Source organism: uncultured Pontibacter sp. (assembly GCF_947495565.1).
GTDB lineage: Bacteria > Bacteroidota > Bacteroidia > Cytophagales > Hymenobacteraceae > Pontibacter.
Genome location: NZ_CANLZM010000003.1, coordinates 312,327 through 337,279 on the forward strand (window position 1 = coordinate 312,327; position 24,953 = coordinate 337,279).

The following is a 24,953-nucleotide window of genomic DNA, read 5'->3' on the forward strand; positions in this document are numbered from 1 at the left end:
TTTCCTTTTCCGGAAAGATGGTAAAGCTGCTTGTTCAAAGTATAAAATCAACCTGAATTAACTCTAATATAGTATGCGGAATTTGATAGTGTGCGGCACCTGCCTCATGTCACCTACTACTTGCTTGTCGTAAGCCTTATCAATGTCAGTGATTACGTAGCCTACATGTTCGTTTGTTTTGAGGTACTGGCCCAAGATGTTTACCTGGTTTTTGGCAAGCACCTGGTTGATGTTTGCCAGCACACCCGGCACGTTGGCATGTATGTGTATGAGACGGTGTGCGTTCTTCAGCTCCGGCAGCTGCAGGTTCGGGAAGTTTACGCTGCCGTAGGTATTGCCCGAGTTGATATAGTCCATGATACGGTTCGGAACAAAATTGGCGATGTTAACCTGCGCCTCCGATGTGCTGCCCCCAACATGCGGCGTTAGTATGACATTGGGCAATCCGCACAATTCGCTCTCAAACGGGTCGCTGTTGGTGGCAGGCTCCTCAGGAAACACATCCGCGCCCACACCGCTTATCTTACCTGATTTCATACTTTGCACCAGCGCCTCGATATCCACCACATGGCCCCGGCTCAGGTTCAGGAAGATGGCGCCGTCTTTCATAGCGGCAAATTCTGCTGCCCCAAACATGTTTTTGTTTTCTGGGCGGCCATCCACGTGCAGTGTTACGATATCGGCTTTCTCCAGTAGCTCGCGCAGGGTGCTGCACTTGCGGGCATTACCTAACTGTAGCTTCTCTACCACATCGTAATAATATACTTCCATGCCCATGGCCTCCGCTAGCACCGATAACTGCGCCCCGATATTGCCATAGCCCACAATACCTAGTTTTTTGTCGCGCACCTCAAAGCTGCCTTTTGCCGATTTATCCCACTGGCCCAGGTGCATTTTACTGCTCTTGTCCACTACGCCGCGGCTCAGCATGATAATCTCGCCCAAAGCCAGCTCCACCACACTTCTGGTGTTGCTATAAGGAGCATTGAAAACCGTAATACCGGCCTCCAGACAGGCATCTAAATCAATCTGGTTTGTGCCGATGCAGAAGGCGCCCACGCACATCAGGCGGTTGGCATGCTCCAGCACCTTACGCGTTAAGTGGGTTTTGCTTCTGATACCAAGTATAGACACGTTCTTGATCTTCTCGCACAACTCGTCCTCATCCAGGGCTCCGCTGATGGTCTCTACCTGATAGCCTTCTCTGCGGAACAGCTCAACAGCCTGCGGATGCACATTTTCGAGCAGCAGCACGCTGATGCGGTTTTTAGGATATGATATGGCCATGGGTAATTTATTTTGATACAGGAATTCGTCGAGGCTTGGGGCAATATGTTCTGCTTTAGCCACTACACTCTCGCGGGCCACGTTTTCTGTGAACGCGTAAAATTTATTTGCCAGTCCGGCTTCTTTTATCTCATAATCGGTGTAGCCGTCGCCCAGCACGTAAACATCGCCAGGCAAGGCCAAATGTTCCAGCAGTTTAATCTTGCCTTTATCCAGGCTCAGCAGGTTTGCTTCATCAAAACCAACTAAATTGCCCTGCTCGTCTACCTCAAACGTATTGGCGTAGATATTCTCCTCCTTAATGCCATACTCTGTTACAATAGGGACAATAAATTCTTTGAACCCGCTGGAGATAATAAATATCTGGTCGGCGTAGGCTTGCAGAAAATCGCGGTTGCGGCGGATGGACTCTGATACTTTGTCTTTAAGCGTGCTGATGAGCTGCGGCAGGTGGTTTTGGTGTGCCTGCAGGAGGTTAAGGCGCTGCGTCAGCCCCTCCGAGAAGGAGCTTTGGCCGGCCATGGCACTGTCGGTAATCTGCTTTACCTGTTCCAGTATGTGTTCGCGTTCCGGGTGGTTTTGGAGCGAAATAGCCCCCAGTTCATCTAGTGCCTCAACTTGTGTAAAGGTGCTGTCAAAATCAATGATGAAGTATTTATCCTTACTCATAAATACAAATAGCTTAAAAAGGCTTAAGGAGAGATTAAGCTTGTAAGGTATAAAAAAAGAACCGACCTTGCAGCAGCAGGCCGGTTCTTTTTGAAATTAAGCTTTTGTAGCGTGTAAGCCTTTATAGTATTGCCAGTTGCTCATCTATAATGCGCTGATAGAAACGCTCGTAAATAGGTACGATCTTCTTGATGTCGAAGTCCTTGGCGCGTATTAGGGCGTTGGCTTTAAATTTTGGAAGGTTTTCATCGTCTAATATGTGGAGGGCGTTTTCAACCATCTCATCCACAGCACCTACAGGGCTTGCAAAACCTGTTACGCCGTTAATGTTAAGCTCCGGTATACCGCCTGCGTTAGAGGAAACAACCGGCACCTCGCAAGACATGGCCTCTAAGGCTGCCAGACCGAAGCTTTCTTTTTCAGATGGCATCAGGAAGAGGTCGGCAATAGAGAGCACCTCCTCCACAGCCTCCAGCTTGCCTAAAAAGCGCACATCCTGGCAAATTTGCAGCTCGCGGCATAGCTTCTCCATTTTAGGGCGCTCGGGGCCATCGCCTACCAGCAGCAGGCGGCTCGGTATTTTGCTGTGTACTTTTGCAAAAATCCGGATTACATCTTCCACACGCTTCACTCCTCTGAAGTTGGAGGTATGCACCAGTAATTTCTCGTTGCTTGCTGCTATAGCAGTGCGGAAATGCTCTTTTTTCTGCCGCTTAAACTTCTCCAGGTCTATAAAGTTGGGGATAACCTCAATGTCTTTCTCAATCTGGAAAAAATCGTAGGTTTCGGAGCGTAAGCTATCGGAAACCGCCGTTACGCCATCAGACTGGTTTATGCTGAAGGTAACCACCGGCTCAAAAGAGGCGTCTTTGCCTACCAGCGTAATGTCCGTGCCGTGCAGCGTGGTGATAATAGGGATGTTGATGCCCTTTGTGCGCAGAATTTGCTTGGCCATGTAAGCCGCCGAAGCATGCGGGATAGCGTAATGCACGTGCAGCACGTCCAGCTTCTCGAACCGCACAATATCTACCATCTTGCTTGCCAGCGCCAACTCATAAGGCGGGTACTGAAACAGCGGGTAGGTAGGGATGTATACTTCGTGATAGAAAAGATTCTCGTTGAAAACATCGAGGCGGGCAGGCTGGCTGTAGGTAATGAAATGTACTTTGTGGCCCTTCAGGGCAAGTTCTTTACCAAGCTCAGTGGCTACCACGCCACTGCCGCCAAAAGTAGGGTAACAGACTATACCGATTCTCATAGTTCAGGATGTATGGCAAAACAACAAGTGCAGCCCCTTTTTGTTGCTGCACTCGCTAAACTACTGATTTTTTTTATGTTTTAGGCACCATCGCCTTGTAGATCACATCATGTATTCTGGTACGGATGTTATACTTTACAAGCTTGTTATTGCTGGCATCCGGGTATACCCGGTTAGACAGGAAGATGTAGATCAGCTTGTTCTCTGGGTCTGACCAGGCGGCTGTTCCGGTAAAGCCGGTGTGCCCAAACGTACTCTGCGAGGCTAAGCTTGATGTTGGCCCATTGCCGTCTGGGGCGGGTTTGTCCCAGCCTAAACCACGGCGGCTGGTGTCGAACTGCCGCGTTGCAAACTCATACACGACATCAGAAGTATAGTATCTGTGGCCGCCGTAGTTGCCGTTGTTCATGTTCATCTGCATGAGTATGGCCAGGTCGTTGGCATTGGAGAACAAACCCGCGTGACCTGCCACACCGCCCATCATGGCGGCACCCTGATCATGCACCGTACCGCGAATCAGGTTTTTACGGAAGTAATTGTCGTCTTCTGTCGGAGCGATGATTTCGCGCGGGTGTCTAAGCAGCGGTGTATAGGTTAGCGTGCTAAGGCCAAGCGGAGCATAAAAGTTCTGGTCCAGGAACTCCTCAATAGGCTGGTTTAGCATGGTTTCTGCCACCCGCTTCATAATATAGAAACCAAGGTCGCTGTAGGCATAGTTGTAAGTACCGCTTTTTTGCTTGGGTAGCAGCGGCGTCTTCACCGTCCAGGACCAAAGCGAGTCTTCCATGGAGTTTATGGAGTATACGCCCGGTATCACCTCGTTCATGTACATGTCGTTTTGTGTGCTGGCGTAGAAGGTTTGCTTCAGTTTGCGGTTGTCTATCGTTTTCTGCCAGGTAGGGATACCAGGTTTCAGGCCGGCCTGGTGCGCCAGGATATCACGCATTTTAAGGTTGGCTTTGTTCGTGCCTTTTACTTCAGGCAGGTAAGTGGCCAGGTTCTCGTCCAGATTAATTTTGCCCTGATCTTTCAGAAACATGATTGCCTGCAGGGTAGCGGCCACCTTAGTGATAGAGGCAATATCGTAAATGGTGTTTTTGGTTACGGGCTTAACCGCATCGTAAGTATAGTGCCCGTAGGTTTTATTGTACACCACAGTACCATCTTTTACCACCAGCACCTGCATACCTGGCGTAGCGGCATAAGTAATAGCCTCTGTGGCAATGTTGTCAATCTGAGCAAGTGTGTTGGAGTCCATGCCCACACTTTCCGGAACGCCATACTTCAGGCGGCCTAACGTAGCGGTAGGCAGGCCTGTGCCAGCAGTATACTTCGCGGAGGCCGAGATAGGTAGCTTGCCTTGTGCGGCACGGGCACCAAACAGCACCTGCGGCACCAAGGATTGCGACACAGGATTGTCTTCGTAGCCGCTTACCAGCCACTCATTGCCCTCAAAAAGTTTCAGGCTATAGGCGTTGCCCATCACGGCCACCACTACTTTTTTGTTGGTGCGCTCGCGCAGGTACTGGATAAAAGCGAGTGTGCCTGTTCCGATGCCAAAGTTTTTGGCAGGCGTGTTGTTCATGCCATGGATGCTTACCACCACCACATTGTTATGCTGCAGTTGCGGTATAATGTTGGTAAAGGCAGAATCAGGGGCGTAGCGGTTCGGAATGCTGAAACGGTTAACAGGTGCATAATTGGCCATTGCCTCCTGAAAAGTATTATCCGCTGAAGTGCCTATGGCCACAGAGGCAATGCTGAGCGTATCCAGGTTGCGGAAAGGAATAAGGTTGCTTTTGTTTTCTACTACCGTAACAGCATGCTCGTAAAGTTGCTCCTGAATCACTCGGCTGGTTGGGCGGTCAATCTCTTCCTGCAGGTTCTCCAGCTTTACTGGTTTATACTTGTTTAAGCCGGCCCAGTACTTAGCGTGCAGGATTTTTCGCACCCGCTGGTCTATTTCAGCTTGGGTAATCTGTCCTTTTTTTACAGCTTTTGATATTTTATCTACGGCAGTGGGAACATCTTCCGGAAACAGAAGTACGTCATTACCAGCTAGTAGCGCTTTTAAGTCTACCTCGCCTGGTTTATAGTAGCGGCTAACGCCCTGCATATTTAAGGCATCGGTAAAAACAAGGCCTCTATACTTCATCTTATCTTTTAAGAGCCCGGTAACTATGGGTTTAGAAAGCGTGGCAGCCTGGTTTTTGGTGGAGTCTACGGAAGGCAAGTATAAATGCGCCACCATCACACCCATTACACCGGCATCGAAAGACTGCTTAAACGGGTATAGCTCCACATCTGTCAGGCGCTGCATGTTGTGCTGGATAACAGGAAGGTTGTAGTGGGAATCGGTATCGGTGTCTCCGTGTCCGGGAAAGTGCTTGGCCACAGCCATCACACCATGGTCTTGTAAACCACGGATATAGGCGATGCCATACCTGCTCACAATTTCTTTAGTCTCCCCAAAGGAGCGGGTACCGATAACAGGATTGTTAGCATTGTTGTTTACGTCCAGAACCGGGGAGAAGCTCACGTTCACGCCAAGGCGCTTCATCTTCAAAGCAATCTCACGGGCCATTAAGTATACATAGCGGTCGTCATGCATGGCTCCGAGCGTCATCTGGCGGGCAAAGTGCATGCTGCTGTCCAGACGCATGTTCAGGCCCCATTCAGCATCCATGGCCACTAAAAGCGGTACTTTAGCCTGGCTTTGGAAGCGGTTGGTAAGCTTGGCCTGGCGCATAGGTCCGCCTTGCATAAACATAATGCCGCCAATGCCATACTGGCCCACCAGCGAGTCTATCTCACTTATGTGCTGCTGATTTTTGTTGGAGTAGGCGGCCACCATAAACAGCTGGCCAATGCGTTGTGAAGGAGTAAGCGAGGTCATCACACTGTCGACCCATTGCTGTTCCCGAGGGGGCGCAATAATCTCCTCTGATGGATTAAATGACATCAGGGGCCCCATGACAAGGAAAACAAGAATCAACACACCTACACTAAAACTCTTCAACATCTACGCTACTATTTATTAATTGGAACAAGTCAAAATTAAGCCTAATTTTGCATTAGGCGGTTCGGAAATACAGAAATAAAAGTCTGATAGCCGGCTTTTTTATTAACTGGCCTGATAAGAAGAAGGAAAACTTCCTGACAGCCTATCTGCAGCTATTGTGGCCTCAAAGGGTAGCCTTGTTTTGCTAACGCCACGTGCCCCGGCAATGATACAACTTATCGCCATACTTTTTAAGATGAAAGGAGAGGCGAATCAGTTAGCAGCTGCCCCAGCCTCTGACTGGCAGCAGTCTGTAATTTAATAATAATTTTAATCCTAAATTAGTTCTGTATTTACAAATAAGTATAAGCAAATATTTAGCCACAATGGCAGAACAGGCTGATTTAGAATGAAAAAAACTATATAGTAATAAGGAGTTAGAAAAGCGGATGCCTGATATCATACATTTACTGCCTGATTTCCTTGCCAACCAGATTGCAGCTGGTGAGGTGGTGCAACGCCCTGCCTCCGTGGTGAAGGAGCTGCTGGAGAACGCGATTGATGCGCAGGCTACTACCGTGCAGCTGATTGTGAAGGAGGCGGGCAAGCAGTTGGTGCAAGTGGTGGATAACGGCTTAGGTATGACCGAGACGGATGCCCGCATGTGCTTCGAGCGCCATGCCACCTCCAAGATCCGGAGCACAGAAGATCTCTTCCGGATCCGGACGATGGGATTTAGGGGCGAGGCCATGGCTTCTATAGGTGCGGTAGCGCAGGTAGAGCTTAAAACAATGCCGCACGGTGCCGATACTGGTACAAAACTGCTGATAGAGGGATCAGAGGTGGTGCTGCAGGAGCCGGTGGTAACGCCCGAGGGTACCTCTATTGCTGTAAAGAACCTGTTCTACAACGTGCCTGCCCGGCGTAATTTCCTGAAATCCAACGCAGTGGAAATGCGCCACATTCTGGAGGAGTTCCAGCGAGTAGCCCTTGCCTACCCGGATGTTACCTTTACGCTGCACCACAACGAAATGGAGGTGTTTAACCTGCCGGCCACCAAACTGAGCCAGCGCATTGTAAGCATCTTTGGCAGCACCTATAAAAACCAGATGGCATACTGCGAGGAGGACACAGGCTTTTTGGTGGTAAAAGGCTATGTGGGTAAACCTGAGCATGCTAAGAAAACACGCGGAGAGCAGTTTTTCTTCGTGAACAACCGTTACGTGAAGAGCGGATACCTGAACCATGCCGTGATGACGGCCTTTGAAGGACTAGTGGCTAAGGACAATCACCCGTTCTACGTGCTCTTCATCGACATCGACCCGGAGAAGATCGACATCAACGTACATCCTACCAAAACAGAAATAAAGTTTGAGGATGAAAAAACCGTGTATGCCATTGTGCATGCAGCCGTAAAGCGCGCCCTCGGAGCCTACAATATTGCCCCTTCGCTGGATTTTGAGCAGGACGTAAATTATGCACCGTTACAGCCTATACGCCTTCAGGGCGGCTTTAACAGCGAGTTTGAGCCGGAACGCAAATCTTTAGGTAGCGGCAGGAGCAGTGGCGGCAGTACCTCGTTTCCGGGGTTTACGCCTCCGGCCACTACTACAAAGCGCGCCACCTCCAGGGGTTGGGAGCAGCTGTACGAGCCGCCAAAGGAGGCGCAGCAGGAGGAGCGTATAAGTATGGCCAGCTCAGAAACAGGCTTGCTGAGCGATGCCTTTGCTGACACAGCGCCTGCCTCCACTAAAAAAGCAATTCAGATACACCAGAAGTACCTGCTGGTGCAGGTAAAGTCGGGTATGATGGTGATAGACCAGCAGGCGGCGCAGGAGCGTATACTTTACGAAAAGTATATCGCGTCGCTTCAGAAAAAAACCGGGGCCTCGCAGGCGCTGCTGTTTCCGCAAACCGTGGAGCTTTCGGCTACGGATGCTGTGCTGATAAAAGAACTGGCGGCAGAGTTTAAGGATATGGGTTTTCAGTTCGAGGATTTTGGCGGCAACACCATCATACTGAACGGTATACCTGCCGATGTGCATGCCGCTGACGAGAAAGAGTTGCTGGAGGAGCTGATTGAGCAATACAAAAACAACTCGGCTACGTTAAAGCTTGATAAACGGGAAAATCTGGCCCGCGCCATGGCAAAAAGGTTATCGACACGCTCGCAGGCACGTATGAGCGACCTTGAAATGAATTCGCTCGTAGACAAGCTTTTTGCGTGCCAGGTGCCAAATTATACGCCTGGCGGGCAAAAGACACTGGTTATTATGGAGCTGAGCCAGCTGCATGATCTTTTCCTGAAAAACTAACTTGACAGCTGGTTGTTAAAAGGTTGTTTTTCCGGCAAAGGCTGGGTATCCGAATCTACTATTGATCTAAAGTGCAAACCTGAAGTTAAGCTAACGCAGGGTTTATACTTTAACTAACGATAAAAGCATGTTCAATATCACCCCTATGGTCAGGAACCTCCTGATCATCAACGTGGTCGTTTATTTATTGCAGCTTAGCGGAGTAATAGGCGTACGCGATTTCGCACTGCACTATTTTGCATCAGACTACTTCAAGCCTGTTCAGTTGCTTTCTCATATGTTTATGCATGACACACGTTCATGGGGACATATCTTCAGCAACATGTTTAGCCTTTTTATTTTTGGGCCAATGCTTGAGAGGTTTTGGGGAGCGCAGAGATTCTTGATTTTCTATTTAATAACAGGATTGGGAGCAAGTATTCTCTACACAGGCGTAAGAGCGTATGAGTTAAATAAATTAGAAGAAGAAACAGTATACTATATTGAAAATCCATCTCCCCTGGCATTTGCTAATTATATGGATGAACACGTAGATGAAGGCTTTAGACGTGACCTTGCTGTAGCCTATAAAAAGAATGTTAACGATCCGCGATACATAGAAGCAACTATAGATCAGGTAAAGGAAGTATACGTTGCTATCTATAATAGTCCACTTGTAGGTGCCTCCGGGGCTGTTTTCGGTATTCTGATGGCTTTCGGCTTGCTATTCCCGAACCTGGAGCTGTTCCTGCTCTTTCTGCCCATTCCTATAAAGGCCAAATACTTTGTGCTGTTCTACGGGGCCTATGAATTGTATGCCGGATTCAACCGAGTACCCGGCGACAACGTAGCACACTTTGCACACCTCGGCGGCATGCTGTTCGCGTATATACTTGTAAGAATGTGGCAGCGCAACGATTACAGTAACTACTAAGGTATAATGAGTATAACCAACGATATAAAAAACGCTTTCCGGCAGCCCAACAACACGCTCAAGCAGCTCATACTCATCAACGTGATTGTGTTTGTGGTGCTGATCGTGACGCGCACCATCCTGATCCTGACGAGCGGCACCTGGGTCTATAATCTGATCATGCGCTTTATGGCGCTTAACTCTGACCCGCTCTTGTTTATAACCCGCCCCTGGACGCTCATAACGTATTTCTTTACGCACGAGGGTTTTCTGCACATCATCTTTAACATGCTGAACCTTTACTGGTTTGGTCAGTTGCTGCGCGAGTACCTGGGCGATAGAAAGCTGCTGAGCCTCTACTTTCTGGGCGGTATAGCGGGTGGTGTGCTGTACATGCTGAGCTACAACTTTATACCATACTTTGCAGACCGGGCGGCTTTTTCGTTTATGATCGGGGCCTCGGCAAGTGTGTTGGCTATTGTGGTAGGTGCGGCTACGCTGCTGCCTAACTTTGCCTTCAACCTTATACTTATAGGCCCTGTCAGGATAAAGTATATTGCGGCTTTTCTGGTGCTGCTCTCTATATCAGGCGCTGTAGGCGATAACGCAGGAGGTAATATTGCACACATTGGCGGGGCCGTGATAGGCTGGCTGTTTATTAAGCAGCTGCAGCGCGGCAACGATATGGGGCGCCCAATAATGGCTGTTTTCGATTTTTTCGCCAACCTGTTTAAGCGCAAGCCTACGCTCAGGGTTACCCATAGCCGCTTTACCGGAGGGGCTAAAACCAAACCCAACGGCAGGAGCAGCAGCCGGCCCGGCACGCCAGACCAGCACGAAATAGACCGCATATTAGATAAAATATCCAGCTCTGGTTACGAGAGCCTCTCCAAAGAGGAAAAACAGAAACTCTTCCAGGCAAGTCAGAAAGACTAAATTTTAAAATCGGCACCGCTCCCAAAGTGGTGCCGTTTTTTTTATGCACATACTTGGTGAGTAGGTAAGTATAGGCGTGTTAGCTCGATATAGCTGCTGCAACTGCAGCATTAGGTAAAACCCTACAGCGGCAGTTAAGTATAATCTTGCAATCACAAAGATTTTATGAAACCAAGTATAGAGAAGTGCAATTTTTGGGGCCTGCTGCTCAGCTGCTGGCTGTGCTGCCATGTGGCCGCTGCACAAAACATATCACCCCAACAGGATAGCATTACGGTAGCCATCGCCCCTGAGTACGATGATGTGACCAAGCGCCACCGTTTCTGGTTTGGCTACAATTACCGTAACCTCTGGGCTACACCTGTAAAAATGCGGGTATTCAGGCTTGATGAGGAGCAGGGCGGAATGAGGATTCTAAAGCGCGGTGGTGGGCAGCAAACCAAATCACTGCGCCTGCAGGACGCAACAGGCCGAGAATGGGTGCTGCGCACGGTGCAGAAAGATCCGGAAAAAGCCCTGCCGGAGAACCTGCGCGAAACTGTGGCCAAAGATATTGTGCAGGACCAGATTTCTGCGTCACATCCTTTTGGAGCCCTGGTTGTGCCCCCGCTGGCCGAGGCGCTGAATGTGCTGCACACCAACCCTGAGATAGTATACTTGCCCGATAGCCCAGCGCTAGCAGCAGACTCATTGGCCTATTATGCCAATGCCGTATACCTTTTTGAGGAGCGGGAGCCGATTCGCAACGGTGTGGATACCGACAACACAGAAACAGTGCTGGAGAAGCTGGAAGATGACAATGATGACCGTGTAAACCAACACGCCGTGCTGCGGGCAAGGCTGCTGGATATGGTGGTCGGCGACTGGGACCGCCATGAGGATCAGTGGCGCTGGCGCGATCTGGAGGATGAAATCGGAAAACTTTACGATCCTATTCCCAGAGACCGCGATCAGATTTTCTTTAAAAACGAAGGTGTTATCCCAAAGATCGGCTCACGGAAGTGGATTATGCCCAAATTTCAAGGATTTGATGAGGAGATACGCGGTATTGAGGGCTTTAACTTTAATGCCCGCTACTTCGACCGCATGTTTATGTCGCACCTGAGTGAGGAAGACTGGTTAGAGCAGGTGCGTTTTGTGCAGCAGCAGCTAACTGATAATCTAATTGACAGGGCCGTGCGCAGTATGCCATCTCCGGTATATGAGCAAAGCGGGCCGGAAATAGCACGCATTATAAAGGCCCGTCGCGATAACTTGCAGGAGCAGGCAGTTACTTACTATCGTTTTCTGGCAAAGGCTGTGGATATACCAGGCTCTGATAAGCACGAGGAGTTTGTGCTGAACTACCTGCCAAACGGCGACATCAACCTTAAAGTATACAAGATACTGAAAGAAGGCACGCGCGACCGGTTGCTGCTGGATCGTACTTTCAACCCAAAGGTTACCGATGAATTGCGTTTGTACGGGCGTGGCGATGAGGATGTCTTCACGGTGCAGGGTAACGGTAAATCAAGTATAAAAACACGGTTAATCGGGGGCGGAAGTGCCGATACATTTAACATAGCCAGTGATTTTCGGAACAAAGGCAAGCTGCTGATCTACGACCGATCTGACCAGGAAAATACGTTGCCTAATAAAAGTATGGCAAAGCTGCGGGTATCTACCGATACAAGTGTAAACAACTATGATCCGCGCAGTTTTAAGTATAACCAGCTCATGCCGCTAGGTACTGTAGGGTATAACTTTGACGACGGTATTTTGCTGGGGTTGGGATTTAGGTACACCAAACACGGTTTCAGAAAAGAGCCCTATGCGGCGCAGCATAAGCTTATGGTTGGCCATGCGCTGGCAACCAATGCTTTTTTCGGGAGCTACGAAGGCGATTTTCCGCAACTGCTGGGCAAATTGGACTTAGGCGTAAAGATTGATGCCAAGGCTCCTAACAACACCAGCAACTTTTTCGGTGTGGGCAACAACACCGATTTTATAGACACCGGAAGCCGGCCTATACGCTATTACCGCACCCGCTACGATTTTGTGGAGGCGCAGGTGGTGCTACGGCGGCAGCTTACGCAACGGTTTCAGGTATATGGCGGCCTTACGGGTCAGTTTTTCAGCATGCAACCCGGCGACAATGAAGGGCGCTTTATTAACCTGTATCAGGAGCAAAACCCGGACGAAACCCTGTTTACAAGCAAATACTACAGCGGTTTGGTTGGCGGCTTTACATTAGATACACGCAATAATAGTATACAGCCATCCAAAGGGATGTACTGGAGTGCAAACCTGCGCAGTGTAGGGCAGCTAAACAACGAAAAGGAAAAGTACACGCAGCTACGCTCTGAGGTAGGTATATACTTTAAACTGAGCGAAAACTTTGTAGTAGCCAATCGGGTTGGCGGCGGCACCACCTACGGAGACCCTGCTTTTTTCCAGCTTTTATACTTGGGCGGCACGGATAACCTTCGCGGCTACAGAAACTATCGCTTTGCGGGGGAGCAGATGCTGTTTCATAACCTGGAGCTGCGCCTCAAACTATTCGACTTTAAATCATACTTGTTTCCGGGTTCTGTTGGCCTGATCGGGTTCAATGATGTAGGGCGTGTTTGGGCAGAGGGAGGCGAAGACGGCGGCGGTCTGCATCATGGCTTTGGCGGAGGCTTTTATGTCTTGCCTGCCGAACTTATACTTTTGCACGGCGTTGTCGGCTTCTCAGAAGATGGCGTGCTGCCATACTTTTCGGTAGGGTTTAGGTTTTAAGCCTATTTAGAAATGCGGTGAGAAGCACTGAGTCCAATCACTCCTGGCCCAGAGCTATGCTCGCCACCTTCTAACTCTCGTTCTAGGTAGTCTAAGGCGAGTGCATTTTCACCTCACCCCGGCCCTCCTCTAAAAACAGGGGAAGGAGTTCGGTTCTAGTTGCATCAGCAGGGGCTATCGATCTGATCCCAGTCTTTCCGTTGAGCGCCTTGTATTGATGCGGTGCCCGAGGGGCAGCCTGCAGCGGAGCGATGGCAGCTTCAATACACAGCGCGATGCGGGAAGACGAGGCCTCCCGGCCTGGAGGGAGCCAAAGCCAGAAATGAAACGAGCAGGTTGTAAAACCGTGAATGAAAAGTAGCTAGCAATTATAGCCTATTTTAAGCTAATGGAAGCCGTGGCTAAAGTATAGATGACAGGCATTAAGTATAGCCAAAGTATAAAATATGGCTTTTCAAGCCAATTGAGTTACAAACTCAACATCATAAAAAGGCACAAGTATAAATACTTGCGCCAGGAGGGTAATCTACTCTAACTTATATATTTTGACACTTGCAGAAGCTTCGCACACTGCGAGGCCTGTAAAAACAAAATCGCCACTTCTGAAAAGAAGCGGCGATTTCAGTATCAATAAGTATGCGTTACTTATGCTTTGGCAGACATGTTGTCTAAAGCATCCATAACTTCTTTTACGTGGCCGCGCGATGTTTCAAGCAGTTGCTTTTCGTCTTCGTTCAGCTGCAGCTCGATGATTTTCTCGATACCGTTTTTGCCAAGTATAACCGGCACGCCTAAGTATACGCCGTCAATGCCATACTCGCCTTCCAGCTTCACGCAAACCGGGAACACACGGCGCTGGTCGCGCACGATAGCCTCTACCATCTGAGCAGCTGCGGAACCCGGTGCATACCAGGCAGAAGTACCCATTAGTTTTACCAGCTCGCCACCACCGTTCTTGGTGCGGTCTACGATTGCGTTCAGTTTATCTTCCTCGATCAGCTCAGTTACCGGGATGCCACCAACAGTTGTGTAACGCGGAAGCGGAACCATGGTGTCGCCGTGGCCACCCATCAGTACTGCCTGGATATCTTTTGGAGATACGTTCAGCTCCTCAGCCAGGAACGCACGGTAACGCGCCGTATCCAGGATGCCGGCCATGCCCATTACGCGGGTGCGTGGCAACTTAGAGGTAATATGGGCTGCGTACGTCATCACGTCCAGTGGGTTAGAAACCACAATAATGATGGCGTTAGGAGAGTGCTTTACAATGTTCTCGGTTACCGACTGCACAATACCTGCGTTGGTAGAGATCAGGTCGTCGCGGGTCATGCCTGGCTTTCTAGGAAGGCCCGATGTGATTACCACCACGTCAGAATCTGCGGTTTTGCTGTAATCGTTTGTTACACCTACAGTGCGTGTGTCGTAAAGGTTGATTGGCGACTTCTGCCAGATATCCAGAGCTTTGCCTTCAGCAAATCCTTCTTTAATATCCACTAGTACTACTTCGTTCGCGATTTCGCGGTAAGCCAGCACATCGGCGCATGTAGCCCCAACGTTACCTGCTCCAACTACGGTTACTTTCATGTTCGGATATAGTTTTATTATAGTTTGAGATTCGTTTAAGTCCTGTAAAAGTAGAAAAATCTATTGTAAAAAACTTCGTTTTTGTATCAAGTATCACGACACACGCACCACGGCTTTTTTGACTTCAAAATGCGCGTGATACCTGATACGCGCTATGCGATGCTTTTTAGCGAAATCTCCACCACCCGCTCAGTCTTTTCATTTACTTTAAAGCGGTTATCCAGGCGCTGGCCCACTACCCAGGCAATAGACTGGTCAGAGACTAATACAAGCGTTTGGCCCTTTAGGTTGGCGGGTACTTTCTTATCGATCAGTAAATCGCTGATTTTTTTCTTACCGTTCATGCCCAGCGGCACAAACCAGTCGCCCTCCTGCCAACTGCGCAGCTTCAGGGGGAACCTCAGCTGATCGGCATCCAGGGCAGCCACGTATGGTTTTGTGTTGAGTTTATACTTGTCGGCATCAATGTATTTAATGCTGAAAGTATGGTTTCCGGCTTCAACTTCCGTGTCGCCTTCCTGTATAAGTATACTTCCGAAGCTGCTTAGGTTACGCAGTGTAATTACCAGCTGGTCGCGGTCTTTTACCAGCGTATGGCTCGGCGAGTCGAACTGCTTGCCCGAAATACCCTCCAGCGCCTCCACCAGCTCCAGCACCACACTATAGCTGAAGTTGAAAGGCCGCAGCAGCTCGTGCAGCACCACCGGCAGGCCCGTCACGTTCTGCAGCGGCACCAGCGAGATGTAGGTGGCATTCTCATACTCTTTTACACTTTGCTCGCGCAGGTTCTCAATGTAAGCGGCTACAATGCTTTCGGCATGGCTTACACGCTCGGCGGTGTGCTGCATGGTTTCCTCCAGGCTCGGGTTTATCTCCTTCAGCACCGGAATCACCTCGTGGCGTATTTTGTTGCGCTGGTACTTGGTGGTTTCGTTAGAGCTGTCTTCGCGCCAGATGATCTTGCGCTCCGTCACGTACTCGTAAATATCGTCTTTGGTAACCGCAAGCATGGGGCGGATAATGTGGCCGTTCTTGGCCGGAATGCCGTGCAGACCCGCAATGCCGGTGCCTTTGGTCAGGTGTAGCAATATGGTTTCGGTCAGGTCGTTACTGTGGTGGGCTGTGGCAATATACTGATAGCCTTCCTGTTGGCGCACCTGCTCAAACCACTGGTAGCGCAGGGTGCGGGCAGCCATTTGGGTTGATAGCTTCTCCTGCTCGGCAAAGGCACGGGTGGCGAAGTTTTCGGTAAAGAACGGCACATCATACTTTTTGGCCAGTTTTTTGACGAACAGTTGGTCGGCTTCGGCATCCTCGGCGCGCAGCCCGAAATTGCAGTGCGCCACCGCAAAGTCATACTTAAGCTGGTGCAGTATTTCGCAGAGCACCGCTGAGTCGATGCCGCCGCTAACGGCTGCTAAAATTTTATCCGTAGGCGCACAAAGGCCTTGCGATTGTATGAAACCTGAAACTTTCTGTAGCATAAAGCAGCGGCTGGTAATTTTTTTCTAATTTTGAAGTATAAAATAGACGAAAGACTGTTAAGCAAAGGACAATAGAATCGGAATCCTTTGTCGTGATGTCTCTAGTACTTTGTCTACAATCTAAATGAACTATACAAAACTACTCTTTTCTCTCGTCTTTAGCCTGCTTGCGTTCACTGTTTTCGGGCAACAGCAGCGCCCGAGGCAGGGCCAGGCAGAGAAAATGCCTGTAGACCTGCAGCAGGCCGACAGCCTGATCGGCGGTACCTTTAACGGGCAGCGCATCGATAAGCTCATCGGCAACGTGATCTTTAAGCAGAAAGACGGCACGCTTTACGCTGACTCTGTGTATCAGTATAAAGAGCAAAACGTGCTGGAGGCTTTTGGTAATGTGCGTATCAATCAGGCTGATACGGTAAACATTACCGGAGACCGAGCTACCTATAATGGCGACACCCGCTCAGCGAAAATAATCGGTAACGTAGTGATGCGCGACCCCCGCATGACCCTGACCACACCAAGCCTGGATTATAACCTAAATACCCGCACCGCAACCTATACTGAGGGCGGCACCATTGTAGACCCTGAAAACCGACTAGTAAGTAAACGCGGCTCCTACAATACCAAGACTAAAATGTTTGACTTTCAGCAGGACGTGAACGTAAAAACTGCTGATTATACTATCAAGGCTCAGAATATGAGGTACAACACGCTCACAAAAGTGGTGTACTTTCAGGGGCCAACCTTTATAGACGGCGAGCAGGGGGATCTTTATGCTGAAGAGGGCACCTACAACACTATCACGAAGGTATCGAACTTTGGCCGTAACGCTTACATACTTACCCCGGAGTATCGTTTGGGCGGTGATAAGTTGTATTATGACCAGAGCAAAGGCTATGGCTACGCAGAGAAAAACGTGTCGCTGCGCGCCCTGAAGGATGATGTAACCATACGCGGCCAAATCGGGCGCTACTGGCGCGACAGGGGCGAGGCCAAAGTATACGGCAGCCCGACCATGGAAACGGTCATGGAAGGCGATACGCTTTTTCTGTCTGCAGATACGCTATACTCTCAGGAGACAAAGGGAGCCAGAACCGCAAGTATGATTTACGCCTATCCCGACGTTAAAATATTTAAATCGGACCTGCAGGGCAAATCCGACTCGCTGAGCTACAACCGCACCGACTCTGTAATGCACATGAATGTGAAACCGGTACTTTGGAACGAGCAGAGCCAGTTGGTGTCTGATACCATCCATATACAGTTGCGCAACCAAACCATCGACCGCATGTACATGTACAGCAATGCTTTTATTACTTCTGAAGACTCGCTGAAAAATTACAACCAGGTAAAGGGGCGCGACATGACAGCCTATTTTCAGGATGGGAAAATTAAGCGGGTAAACGTGAACGGCAACGGCGAGAGCTTATACTTTGCCTTGGAGGGAGACTCGGTGCTGACGGGAATGAACAAAGCCATCTGCAGCGATATGATTCTGAAGTTCGCGGAAAATAAACTGCAGACAATCTCGTTTCTGGTACAGCCGGATGCCAGTTTCGTGCCGCCCCATGAGCTAAACGAAGCCGATAGGCGCTTAGAGGGTTTCAACTGGATGGCAGAGTTGCGGCCAACAAAGCAGCAGGTGCTGGCAAAACAGCTGCAGCCTGCCGTAACCGCAGCGCCTAAAAAAGCACCAGCTGTTCCGTCTGCTAAGGCTAAAAAACGTGCGGCCAGGCAGAAAAACAAGCAGTAAGAAAGAAAGCTGTCGCCATTGCCTAATCTCTTTTGTAAATCAAACGGATATTCTATAATTTTGCCTGTTCATGAATAGAGGCTTTTTCCATAGTATCGCACTGTTTTGCCTGTTGCTGCTGGCCACTGGCTGTAGTAACTTTCAGCAATTGCTGAAAAGCAACGACGTCAGCAAGAAGTATAAAGCTGCGCTGGAGTATTATGAGCAGGATGAGTTTTACCGCGCTTCTCAGCTTTTTGACCAGGTAACCGATCTGTTGGCTGGTACGGAGGAGGCTGAAAAGGCACTGTTTTACCGTGCTAAGTCTCACTTTATGCAAGGCAACTACATCCTGAGCGATGCCTATTTCAGAAACTTCTACACGGTTTACCCACGCAGCCCTTTTGCCGAGGAAGCTATGTTTTTGCAGGCACAGTCGCTGTATGAGCAGTCGCCGAGCTACGAAGAAGACCAGACGCCAACCATAACGGCCATTGAGGCGTACGAGGAGTTTTTGATCCGTTACCCAACCAGCGAAAGAGCTACTGAGGCAAACAGAGTACTGGAAGAACTGTACACCAAACTCGATAGAAAAGACTTTAACCAAGCCCAACTATACTATAAACTGCGTTACTGGCGCTCAGCTGCAGTAGCTCTGAACAACTTTTTGCAGGAGCACGCCTCTTCGCCTTATGCCGAGGAAGCAGCTTACCTAAGGTTTGACGCACAGTACCGCTTTGCTTTGGAAAGCGTGCCGAGCAAGCAGGAAGAGCGTTATGACCTGGCACTGGATTACTTCCAGTCTTTTGTAGACATGTATCCGGAGAGCAGGTATAAGCGCGATGCCGAGCGTGTGTTCGATTCAGTGCAATCGGCTTTGGCAGATATGAGAAAATCAAAACAACAGAATTCATAAAGTATACATATATGGCATCAGTTCCATCATCAATCGTTACCCGCAACATGGCCGACTTTGCAGAGCAAACCGGCAACATGTACATGTCTGTGTCTGTTATCTCTAAAAGAGCAAACCAGATTTCTGTAAAGCTGAAAGAAGAGCTGAACTCCAAGCTGGCTGAGTTTGCCACTACGGTAGACAACCTGGAGGAGGTGTTCGAAAACCGCGAGCAGATCGAGATTTCCAAGTATTACGAGCGTCTGCCTAAGCCAACCAACCTTGCTATCGAGGAGTTTTTAGAAGGAAAGGTATACGTAAGAAAGCCAGAGGAAGAAACCGAGGAGGACATCAACCTGTAAAACAGGCGGATGCTGAAAGGTAAAAGAATCATATTGGGAGTTTGCGGAAGTATAGCAGCCTACAAAGCTGCCATACTCGTCCGCCAACTCATAAAAGCAGAAGCAGAAGTACAGGTCATTTTGACTGCTTCTGCTTCTGAGTTTATAACCCCTTTAACGCTGGCCACCCTCTCCAAACGGCCAGTGCTAAGCCAGTTTGTGAAAGACGAAACCGGCACGTGGAACAATCACGTGGATCTTGGGCTTTGGGCCGATGCTCTGGTAGTGGCCCCGGCCAGTGCCAACACAGTGGCCAAATTCGCAAACGGCTTCTGCGATAACCTGCTCAGCGCCATTTACCTGTCGGCGCGTTGCCCTGTTTTTGTAGCCCCAGCCATGGACCTGGATATGTACCGCCATCCGTCGGTGCAAAACAACTTTACCAAACTGCAGGGCTACGGCAACCGCATTATAGAAGCGGGCTACGGCGAACTGGCCAGCGGGCTGGTAGGGCAGGGGCGTATGGCAGAGCCGGAGGAGATAGTGCAGGTGCTTCAGAATTTTTTTTCAGGTGACAGAAAGATCGTTTAAAGGTAAAACAGTCCTGCTCACGGCAGGGCCTACGCACGAGCCCATAGACCCGGTACGCTTTATCGGGAACCACTCTACAGGTAAAATGGGTTACGCATTAGCAGAACAGTTTGCTGCGTACGGGGCAAAAGTTGTGCTGGTGTCGGGGCCAACCAACCTGCACACGCACCACGCCAACATACAGGTAAAGCGGGTAACCACAGCCAGCGAAATGTATAAGGCAGTTCTAAAGTATGCCGATGCTGCTGATATTTGGGTGTTTGCGGCTGCCGTGGCAGACTATCGCCCCAAAACTGTTGCCGCTAAAAAAATCAAGAAAGATGGCGACGAACTGACAATAGAGCTGGTGAAAAACGTTGATATTGCGGCAGCGCTAGGCAAGCAGAAGCAGGAGTGGCAGTATTCGGTAGGCTTTGCCCTGGAAACTGATAACGAAAGCGATAACGCACGCGGAAAACTCCGTAAGAAGAACCTAGACATGATCGTGCTGAATTCGCTCAACGACCCTGGGGCAGGTTTCGCGCATGACACCAACAAAATCACCATCATAGAAGAAAACGCCACGCATGCTTTTGACCTCAAAAAGAAAAGCGAGGTGGCAGAGGATATTGTAAACCTAATTTTGGAGCGAATACATGGCTAAGAAAGTACTTGTTTTGCTGATGCTGATTTTTACTGCCTGGAGTGCCAAGGCGCAGGAACTGCAGTGCGATGTGGTGGTAAACAGTGAGCAAGTACAGTACACAGACCGGCAATTATTTACAGAAATGCAGACGCGCATTTTTGAGTTTATGAATAACCGCCGCTGGACCAGCCAGCCTTATGGCTCTGATGAACGAATCAAATGCCGCATCCTCATCAACCTGACGGAGATGCCGGAAATCGGCTCTTTTAGGGCAAACGTGCAGGTACTGTCGGTAAGGCCGGCGTATGGCACCGGCTACGAATCCGTACTTTTCTCTTTTATTGATAAAGACTGGACCTTCCAGTTTAATGCCGCCCAACCACTAGAGTTTGCCGAGAACAATTATACATCCAACCTGTCTTCGATGCTGGCTTTTTATGCCTACATGATCATCGGGATGGATAACGACAGCTTTGGCCGTTTAGGAGGCTCGCCGTCTTTTGATAAAGCCAGGGCCATACTTAACATCGCTGCCTCGCAGGGTGCTGGCTACCCAGGCTGGAAAGCATTCGATAGCAACCGCAATCGCTACTGGCTGATCGACAATGTGCAGGACCCGCAGTTTTTGCCGTTCCGGGAAGGACTTTATACCATGCACCGCCAGGGGCTGGACCAAATGGCTGAGAAGCCGGAGGAGGCACGGCAGAACGTGCTCGGCATGCTCACCAGCATACAGCGCCTGCAGCAGCAGAAACCAAACGCCGCCATACTTCGTGCCTTCTTCGATGCGAAGGCCGATGAGCTAGCCAATATGTTCAAGACCGCCGCACCGGCGCAGAAGCAGCAGGCATTCTCCATCCTATCGCAGGTAGACCCTACCAACAACAGCAAATACGAGATTTTGCTAAAACGCTAAAATTTTTAGAATTTCGCTAAAAGCGCGTATCTTCACGGAGCAAAATTTGTTGCCGACTTTATACTTGCGCCCATGGGAAAACGCCAGATCCGCATTTTCAAAACTAAACTTTTAAACCACCGTTTTGAGCTGTTGCAAAGCCCTGCCGTGCAGGTAGTGTTGCGCTCCAAAGTAGTGCTGACCGGCAAGTTGAAGCGTTTAGATGAAAGTGGGGCAGAACTGCAGGACCTGCGTTTCAACTACCACAATTTTCCGTTGGAGCAGGTGGAGGAGATCATCTATGATGTGGAGGCTCCGTACTGAAGTATGAAGTATAGCCAGCTTACTGGGAGCTTATACTTTAGAAATAAATGGGAAAGTATAAATGCTGAAGATAAAAGAACTGCTGTTCCGGATTTATAATCCGCGGCTCCATACTTCCGGATTGCAAATCCGAAAGAGCGGAATTACTGGAAGTAACAGTTCGTGCAAGTATAGAAGTATGCTTTACCGTAATATTGCTGGAAAAAGAAAACTAATCCCAATCCTTGGGTTGAGCGCCTATGCGAGGTTTTACGGTGCCGCAGGCAGCCCGAGGTACGAGGGCAGGAAAAGCTCCCAGCGCGATGCCCAAGGATGAGCCTACTCGGCCTTGAGAGCGCCAAAGCCGGAAATGAAATGAGACGCTCGTGGGGCTGGAGGATCAGCAGTAGTTTGATAAGTATAGCTTGAATTCAATACTAAATCAAAGTATAAAATATGGCTTTTCAAGGCAGTCGGGTTGCAAACCCTACACCATAGAAGGCACGAGTTGCAAACTCGCGCCAGCGGCAGGTCAGTGTTGAAATGCTTGCGTCAGGAGCAACAGTAAAAGTCAGATTCCATACTTCAAAAAAAGAACAGAATTAACGAACTTTAGCATAGGCCAAAATACTTCTTATGTCTATAGTCATGTGTGATTAGTATATGCTGATAGATCTTAAAATAAAGAATTACGCCCTGATCGAGAAACTGGAGATGAATCCGTCGCCGGTGCTCAACATTATTACGGGCGAGACAGGTGCCGGTAAGTCCATTATGCTGGGCGCTATTGGTCTGCTGCTGGGCAACCGCGCCGATACCAAGCTGCTCTTTAACCAAGCGGAAAAGTGTGTGATTGAGGGCGTGTTCGATATCTCGAGCTATAACCTGCAGGAGCTTTTTACTAAGGAGGATCTGGATTTTGATAACCAGTGCATTCTGCGCCGCGAGATCAGCCCGAGCGGCAAGAGCCGTGCCTTTGTGAACGACACGCCGGTAACGCTGGACGTAATCCGCAAAATAGGTGAGAACCTGATGGATATTCACTCGCAGCACGATACACTGCAGCTCGGCGACACCAGCTATCAGCTAAACATCCTGGATATTTATGCAGGCAATACGTCCTCTATGGGCAATACTACTTTCGATATTTATGCCGGAAATCTATCGTACCTGCGCAAGTATAACGAGAGCTACCGCCAGTACAAGAAGCTGGAAAGTGATTATAAAAAGCTGACCGACCAACTGGCGCAGGCGCAGAAGGAGCACGATTACCATGCCTTTTTGCTGAACGAACTGGACGAGGCTGGCCTGCAGCAGAACGAGCAGGAGGAGCTGGAGGGAGAGCTAAAGCAGTTGGAAAACGCTGAGGACATCAAACTAAAGCTGACGCAGGCAGTACAGAGTCTTACAGAATCGGAGTTTAACATCACTTCTGCACTAAAAGACACTGTGCATACATTAAGCCAACTGTCGGCTTTCTCTACTAAGTATGAGGAGCTTCGCAGCCGCACCGAAAGCTGCATGATAGAGCTGAACGACATTGCCGGAGAACTGGAGGACGCCGACCGCAACACCGAAGCCGATCCGGAGCGCACGCTGGAGGTACAGGAGCGCCTGAACCTGATTTATACTTTGCAGCGCAAGCACCAGGTACATAGCAATGCAGAGCTACTGCAAATTCAGCGGGAACTGGAGGAGAAGGTTGGCAGCGTACTTAACCTGGACACCGCTATCACCAACACTGAAAAGGCCATGAAGGCCGCAGAGCAGGAGGTGCTGGAGAAGGCAGCCATACTTTCGGAGCGCCGGAAAGCATCATTCTGCACTTTTGAGGAAGAACTGTACAAGTTGCTGGCGGAGCTGGGCATGCCGAACGCTCGCATCGTAATTCAGCACAACGAGGTAACGCCATCGGCAACCGGTACCGATGATATAAGTATACTTTTCAGCGCCAACAAAGGTGCGCAGCCGCAGTCGCTGATCAAGGCCGCCTCGGGTGGTGAGTTCTCTCGCCTGATGCTAAGTATAAAGTATATGCTGGCCGACAAAACTGCCTTGCCAACCATCGTTTTCGACGAGATAGATACAGGTATTTCCGGAGAGGTGGCCGTGAAGGTAGGCAAAATGATGCAGCAGATGGCGCAGAAGCACCAGATTATTGCTATTTCGCACTTGCCACAAATAGCGGCACAAGGCAACTCGCATTACTTTGTGTACAAGCACGACACGGAAGACCGCACCATCAGCCGGGTGAAGAAGCTGGATAATCAGGAGCGCATCAACGAGATTGCCCACATGATTGCCGGTGCCAACCCAAGCGATAATGCCTATCAAAGTGCCAAAGAGTTGCTTTCACTCTAAATAGGAATTGCTATATTGCTGCTTCGTTTCCGGGCTTGCCGGTAACATTGGATTAGGCAATCAATAAAATAACAAAAGACATGTCTTATAATCTTTTAAAAGGAAAGAAGGGGATCATTTTCGGTGCGCTGGATGAGAAATCTATTGCCTGGAAGGTAGCCATGCGTGCCAAAGAAGAAGGTGCGGAGTTTGTTCTTACAAACGCACCGATCGCTATGCGTATGGGTGAGATCAACAAACTGGCCGAGCACTGCAATGCGCAGATCATCCCGGCTGACGCTACATCGGTAGAGGACCTGGAAAACCTGTTCACAAAGGCGCAGGAGATCCTGGGCAGCAAAATTGACTTTGTACTTCACTCTATCGGCTCTAGCCCGAACATCCGCAAAGGCAAAGCGTACGGCGACCTGAATTATGATTGGTTCCAGAAAACGCTGGATATCTCGGCGCTATCTTTCCATAAGGTGATGCACGTGGCTGAGAAGCAGGACGCCATGAACGAGTGGGGTTCTATTGTAGCGCTGTCTTACATTGCGGCGCAACGCGTATTCCCGGATTATACTGACATGTCGCATGCCAAGGCTATTCTGGAATCTATTGCCCGTAACTATGGCTACCGTTTTGGTAAGCTGAAGAATGTACGTGTAAATACCATTTCTCAGTCTCCGACTAAAACGACAGCCGGTACAGGTGTGGGTGGTTTCGACGCGTTCTACGACTATGCTGATAAGATGTCTCCGCTGGGCAATGCCTCTGCCGAAGATTGCGCCAACTATGCTATCACGCTGTTCTCAGACCTTACCCGCATGGTAACAATGCAGAACCTGATGCACGATGGCGGATTCTCTTACATGGGCGTTTCTGAGGATATCGTGGATATGATCTCTAAATAAGTTTGAGCAGGATACTCAACTTATAAAATATAAAATAGCCTCTGCTGATGTAGCAGAGGCTATTTTGTTTTAGAGAAACCAATACTCTCCCTACTTTAGGAGGAGTTTCTGCAGAGGTAAAAGGTATACTT

The 24,953-nt window shown here is 49.4% G+C and carries 18 protein-coding genes; 13 read left to right on the plus strand and 5 right to left on the minus strand.

Annotated elements, in window-relative coordinates; genetic code table 11:
* Window positions 1-63: 63 nt before the first annotated feature.
* The 3 genes from serA to Q1B04_RS06025 form a co-directional block, all read right to left on the minus strand.
* The gene (gene serA, locus Q1B04_RS06015; protein ID WP_299756808.1) at window positions 64-1,956 is read right to left on the minus strand and encodes a phosphoglycerate dehydrogenase; all 1,893 of its coding nucleotides are present in this window, start codon (window positions 1,954-1,956) and stop codon (window positions 64-66) included.
* 121 nt (window positions 1,957-2,077) lie between these two features.
* Entirely contained in the window at window positions 2,078-3,214 is a 1,137-nt protein-coding gene (bshA, locus tag Q1B04_RS06020; RefSeq protein WP_299756811.1) for an N-acetyl-alpha-D-glucosaminyl L-malate synthase BshA, read from the minus strand.
* A 73-nt stretch (window positions 3,215-3,287) separates the two neighbouring features.
* Window positions 3,288-6,236 carry a glycoside hydrolase family 3 N-terminal domain-containing protein gene (locus Q1B04_RS06025; RefSeq protein WP_299756814.1) on the minus strand — a complete coding sequence of 983 codons (2,949 nt, stop codon included), beginning with the start codon at window positions 6,234-6,236 and terminating at the stop codon, window positions 3,288-3,290.
* Between the two features lie 428 nt (window positions 6,237-6,664).
* On the opposite strand from Q1B04_RS06025, the gene mutL reads away from it, so the two are divergent.
* The 4 genes from mutL (at window position 6,665) to Q1B04_RS06045 (ending at window position 13,118) form a co-directional block, all read left to right on the plus strand.
* Entirely contained in the window at window positions 6,665-8,530 is a 1,866-nt protein-coding gene (mutL, locus tag Q1B04_RS06030) for a DNA mismatch repair endonuclease MutL (protein WP_299756816.1), read from the plus strand.
* A gap of 127 nt (window positions 8,531-8,657) precedes the next feature.
* Window positions 8,658-9,443, plus strand: coding sequence for a rhomboid family intramembrane serine protease (locus Q1B04_RS06035; protein WP_299756818.1), 786 nt, complete (start codon window positions 8,658-8,660; stop codon window positions 9,441-9,443).
* Window positions 9,444-9,449: 6 nt separating this feature from the next.
* Window positions 9,450-10,358: a rhomboid family intramembrane serine protease gene (locus tag Q1B04_RS06040; RefSeq protein ID WP_299756820.1), complete on the plus strand. Its 909-nt coding sequence runs from the start codon at window positions 9,450-9,452 to the stop codon at window positions 10,356-10,358.
* 165 nt (window positions 10,359-10,523) lie between these two features.
* Window positions 10,524-13,118 (plus strand): BamA/TamA family outer membrane protein, encoded by a 2,595-nt coding sequence (locus Q1B04_RS06045; RefSeq protein WP_299756822.1) that lies wholly within the window; start codon window positions 10,524-10,526, stop codon window positions 13,116-13,118.
* A gap of 645 nt (window positions 13,119-13,763) precedes the next feature.
* Here Q1B04_RS06045 and mdh read toward each other — a convergent pair.
* Both mdh and tilS read right to left on the minus strand, forming a co-directional pair.
* A complete protein-coding gene (gene mdh, locus Q1B04_RS06050) occupies window positions 13,764-14,702 on the minus strand; it encodes a malate dehydrogenase (RefSeq protein WP_299756825.1) in 939 nt (312 codons plus the stop codon).
* A gap of 152 nt (window positions 14,703-14,854) precedes the next feature.
* The gene (gene tilS / locus Q1B04_RS06055; protein ID WP_299756826.1) at window positions 14,855-16,186 is read right to left on the minus strand and encodes a tRNA lysidine(34) synthetase TilS; all 1,332 of its coding nucleotides are present in this window, start codon (window positions 16,184-16,186) and stop codon (window positions 14,855-14,857) included.
* A gap of 124 nt (window positions 16,187-16,310) precedes the next feature.
* Between tilS and Q1B04_RS06060 the strand changes: the two genes are divergently transcribed.
* From Q1B04_RS06060 to Q1B04_RS06095, 9 genes are all read left to right on the plus strand, one after another.
* Window positions 16,311-17,939 carry an OstA-like protein gene (locus tag Q1B04_RS06060; RefSeq protein WP_299756828.1) on the plus strand — a complete coding sequence of 543 codons (1,629 nt, stop codon included), beginning with the start codon at window positions 16,311-16,313 and terminating at the stop codon, window positions 17,937-17,939.
* A 70-nt stretch (window positions 17,940-18,009) separates the two neighbouring features.
* A complete protein-coding gene (bamD, locus tag Q1B04_RS06065) occupies window positions 18,010-18,834 on the plus strand; it encodes an outer membrane protein assembly factor BamD (RefSeq protein WP_299756830.1) in 825 nt (274 codons plus the stop codon).
* A gap of 11 nt (window positions 18,835-18,845) precedes the next feature.
* Window positions 18,846-19,175 (plus strand): DNA-directed RNA polymerase subunit omega, encoded by a 330-nt coding sequence (locus Q1B04_RS06070; RefSeq protein ID WP_299756833.1) that lies wholly within the window; start codon window positions 18,846-18,848, stop codon window positions 19,173-19,175.
* 9 nt (window positions 19,176-19,184) lie between these two features.
* Window positions 19,185-19,745, plus strand: coding sequence for a flavoprotein (locus Q1B04_RS19995; RefSeq protein WP_366524634.1), 561 nt, complete (start codon window positions 19,185-19,187; stop codon window positions 19,743-19,745).
* Entirely contained in the window at window positions 19,726-20,388 is a 663-nt protein-coding gene (gene coaBC, locus Q1B04_RS20000) for a bifunctional phosphopantothenoylcysteine decarboxylase/phosphopantothenate--cysteine ligase CoaBC (RefSeq protein ID WP_366524635.1), read from the plus strand. Before Q1B04_RS19995 ends, coaBC begins: the two co-directional genes overlap by 20 nt.
* Complete coding sequence (locus Q1B04_RS06080; protein ID WP_299756835.1) at window positions 20,381-21,286, plus strand: DUF4835 family protein; 906 nt, start codon at window positions 20,381-20,383, stop codon at window positions 21,284-21,286. Before coaBC ends, Q1B04_RS06080 begins: the two co-directional genes overlap by 8 nt.
* A 72-nt stretch (window positions 21,287-21,358) precedes the next feature.
* Entirely contained in the window at window positions 21,359-21,589 is a 231-nt protein-coding gene (locus tag Q1B04_RS06085; protein WP_299756837.1) for a hypothetical protein, read from the plus strand.
* Window positions 21,590-22,231: 642 nt separating this feature from the next.
* Complete coding sequence (gene recN / locus Q1B04_RS06090; protein WP_299756840.1) at window positions 22,232-23,929, plus strand: DNA repair protein RecN; 1,698 nt, start codon at window positions 22,232-22,234, stop codon at window positions 23,927-23,929.
* 80 nt (window positions 23,930-24,009) lie between these two features.
* On the plus strand, window positions 24,010-24,822 hold the full coding sequence (locus Q1B04_RS06095; RefSeq protein ID WP_299756843.1) for an SDR family oxidoreductase: 813 nt from the start codon (window positions 24,010-24,012) through the stop codon (window positions 24,820-24,822).
* Window positions 24,823-24,953: the final 131 nt, after the last annotated feature.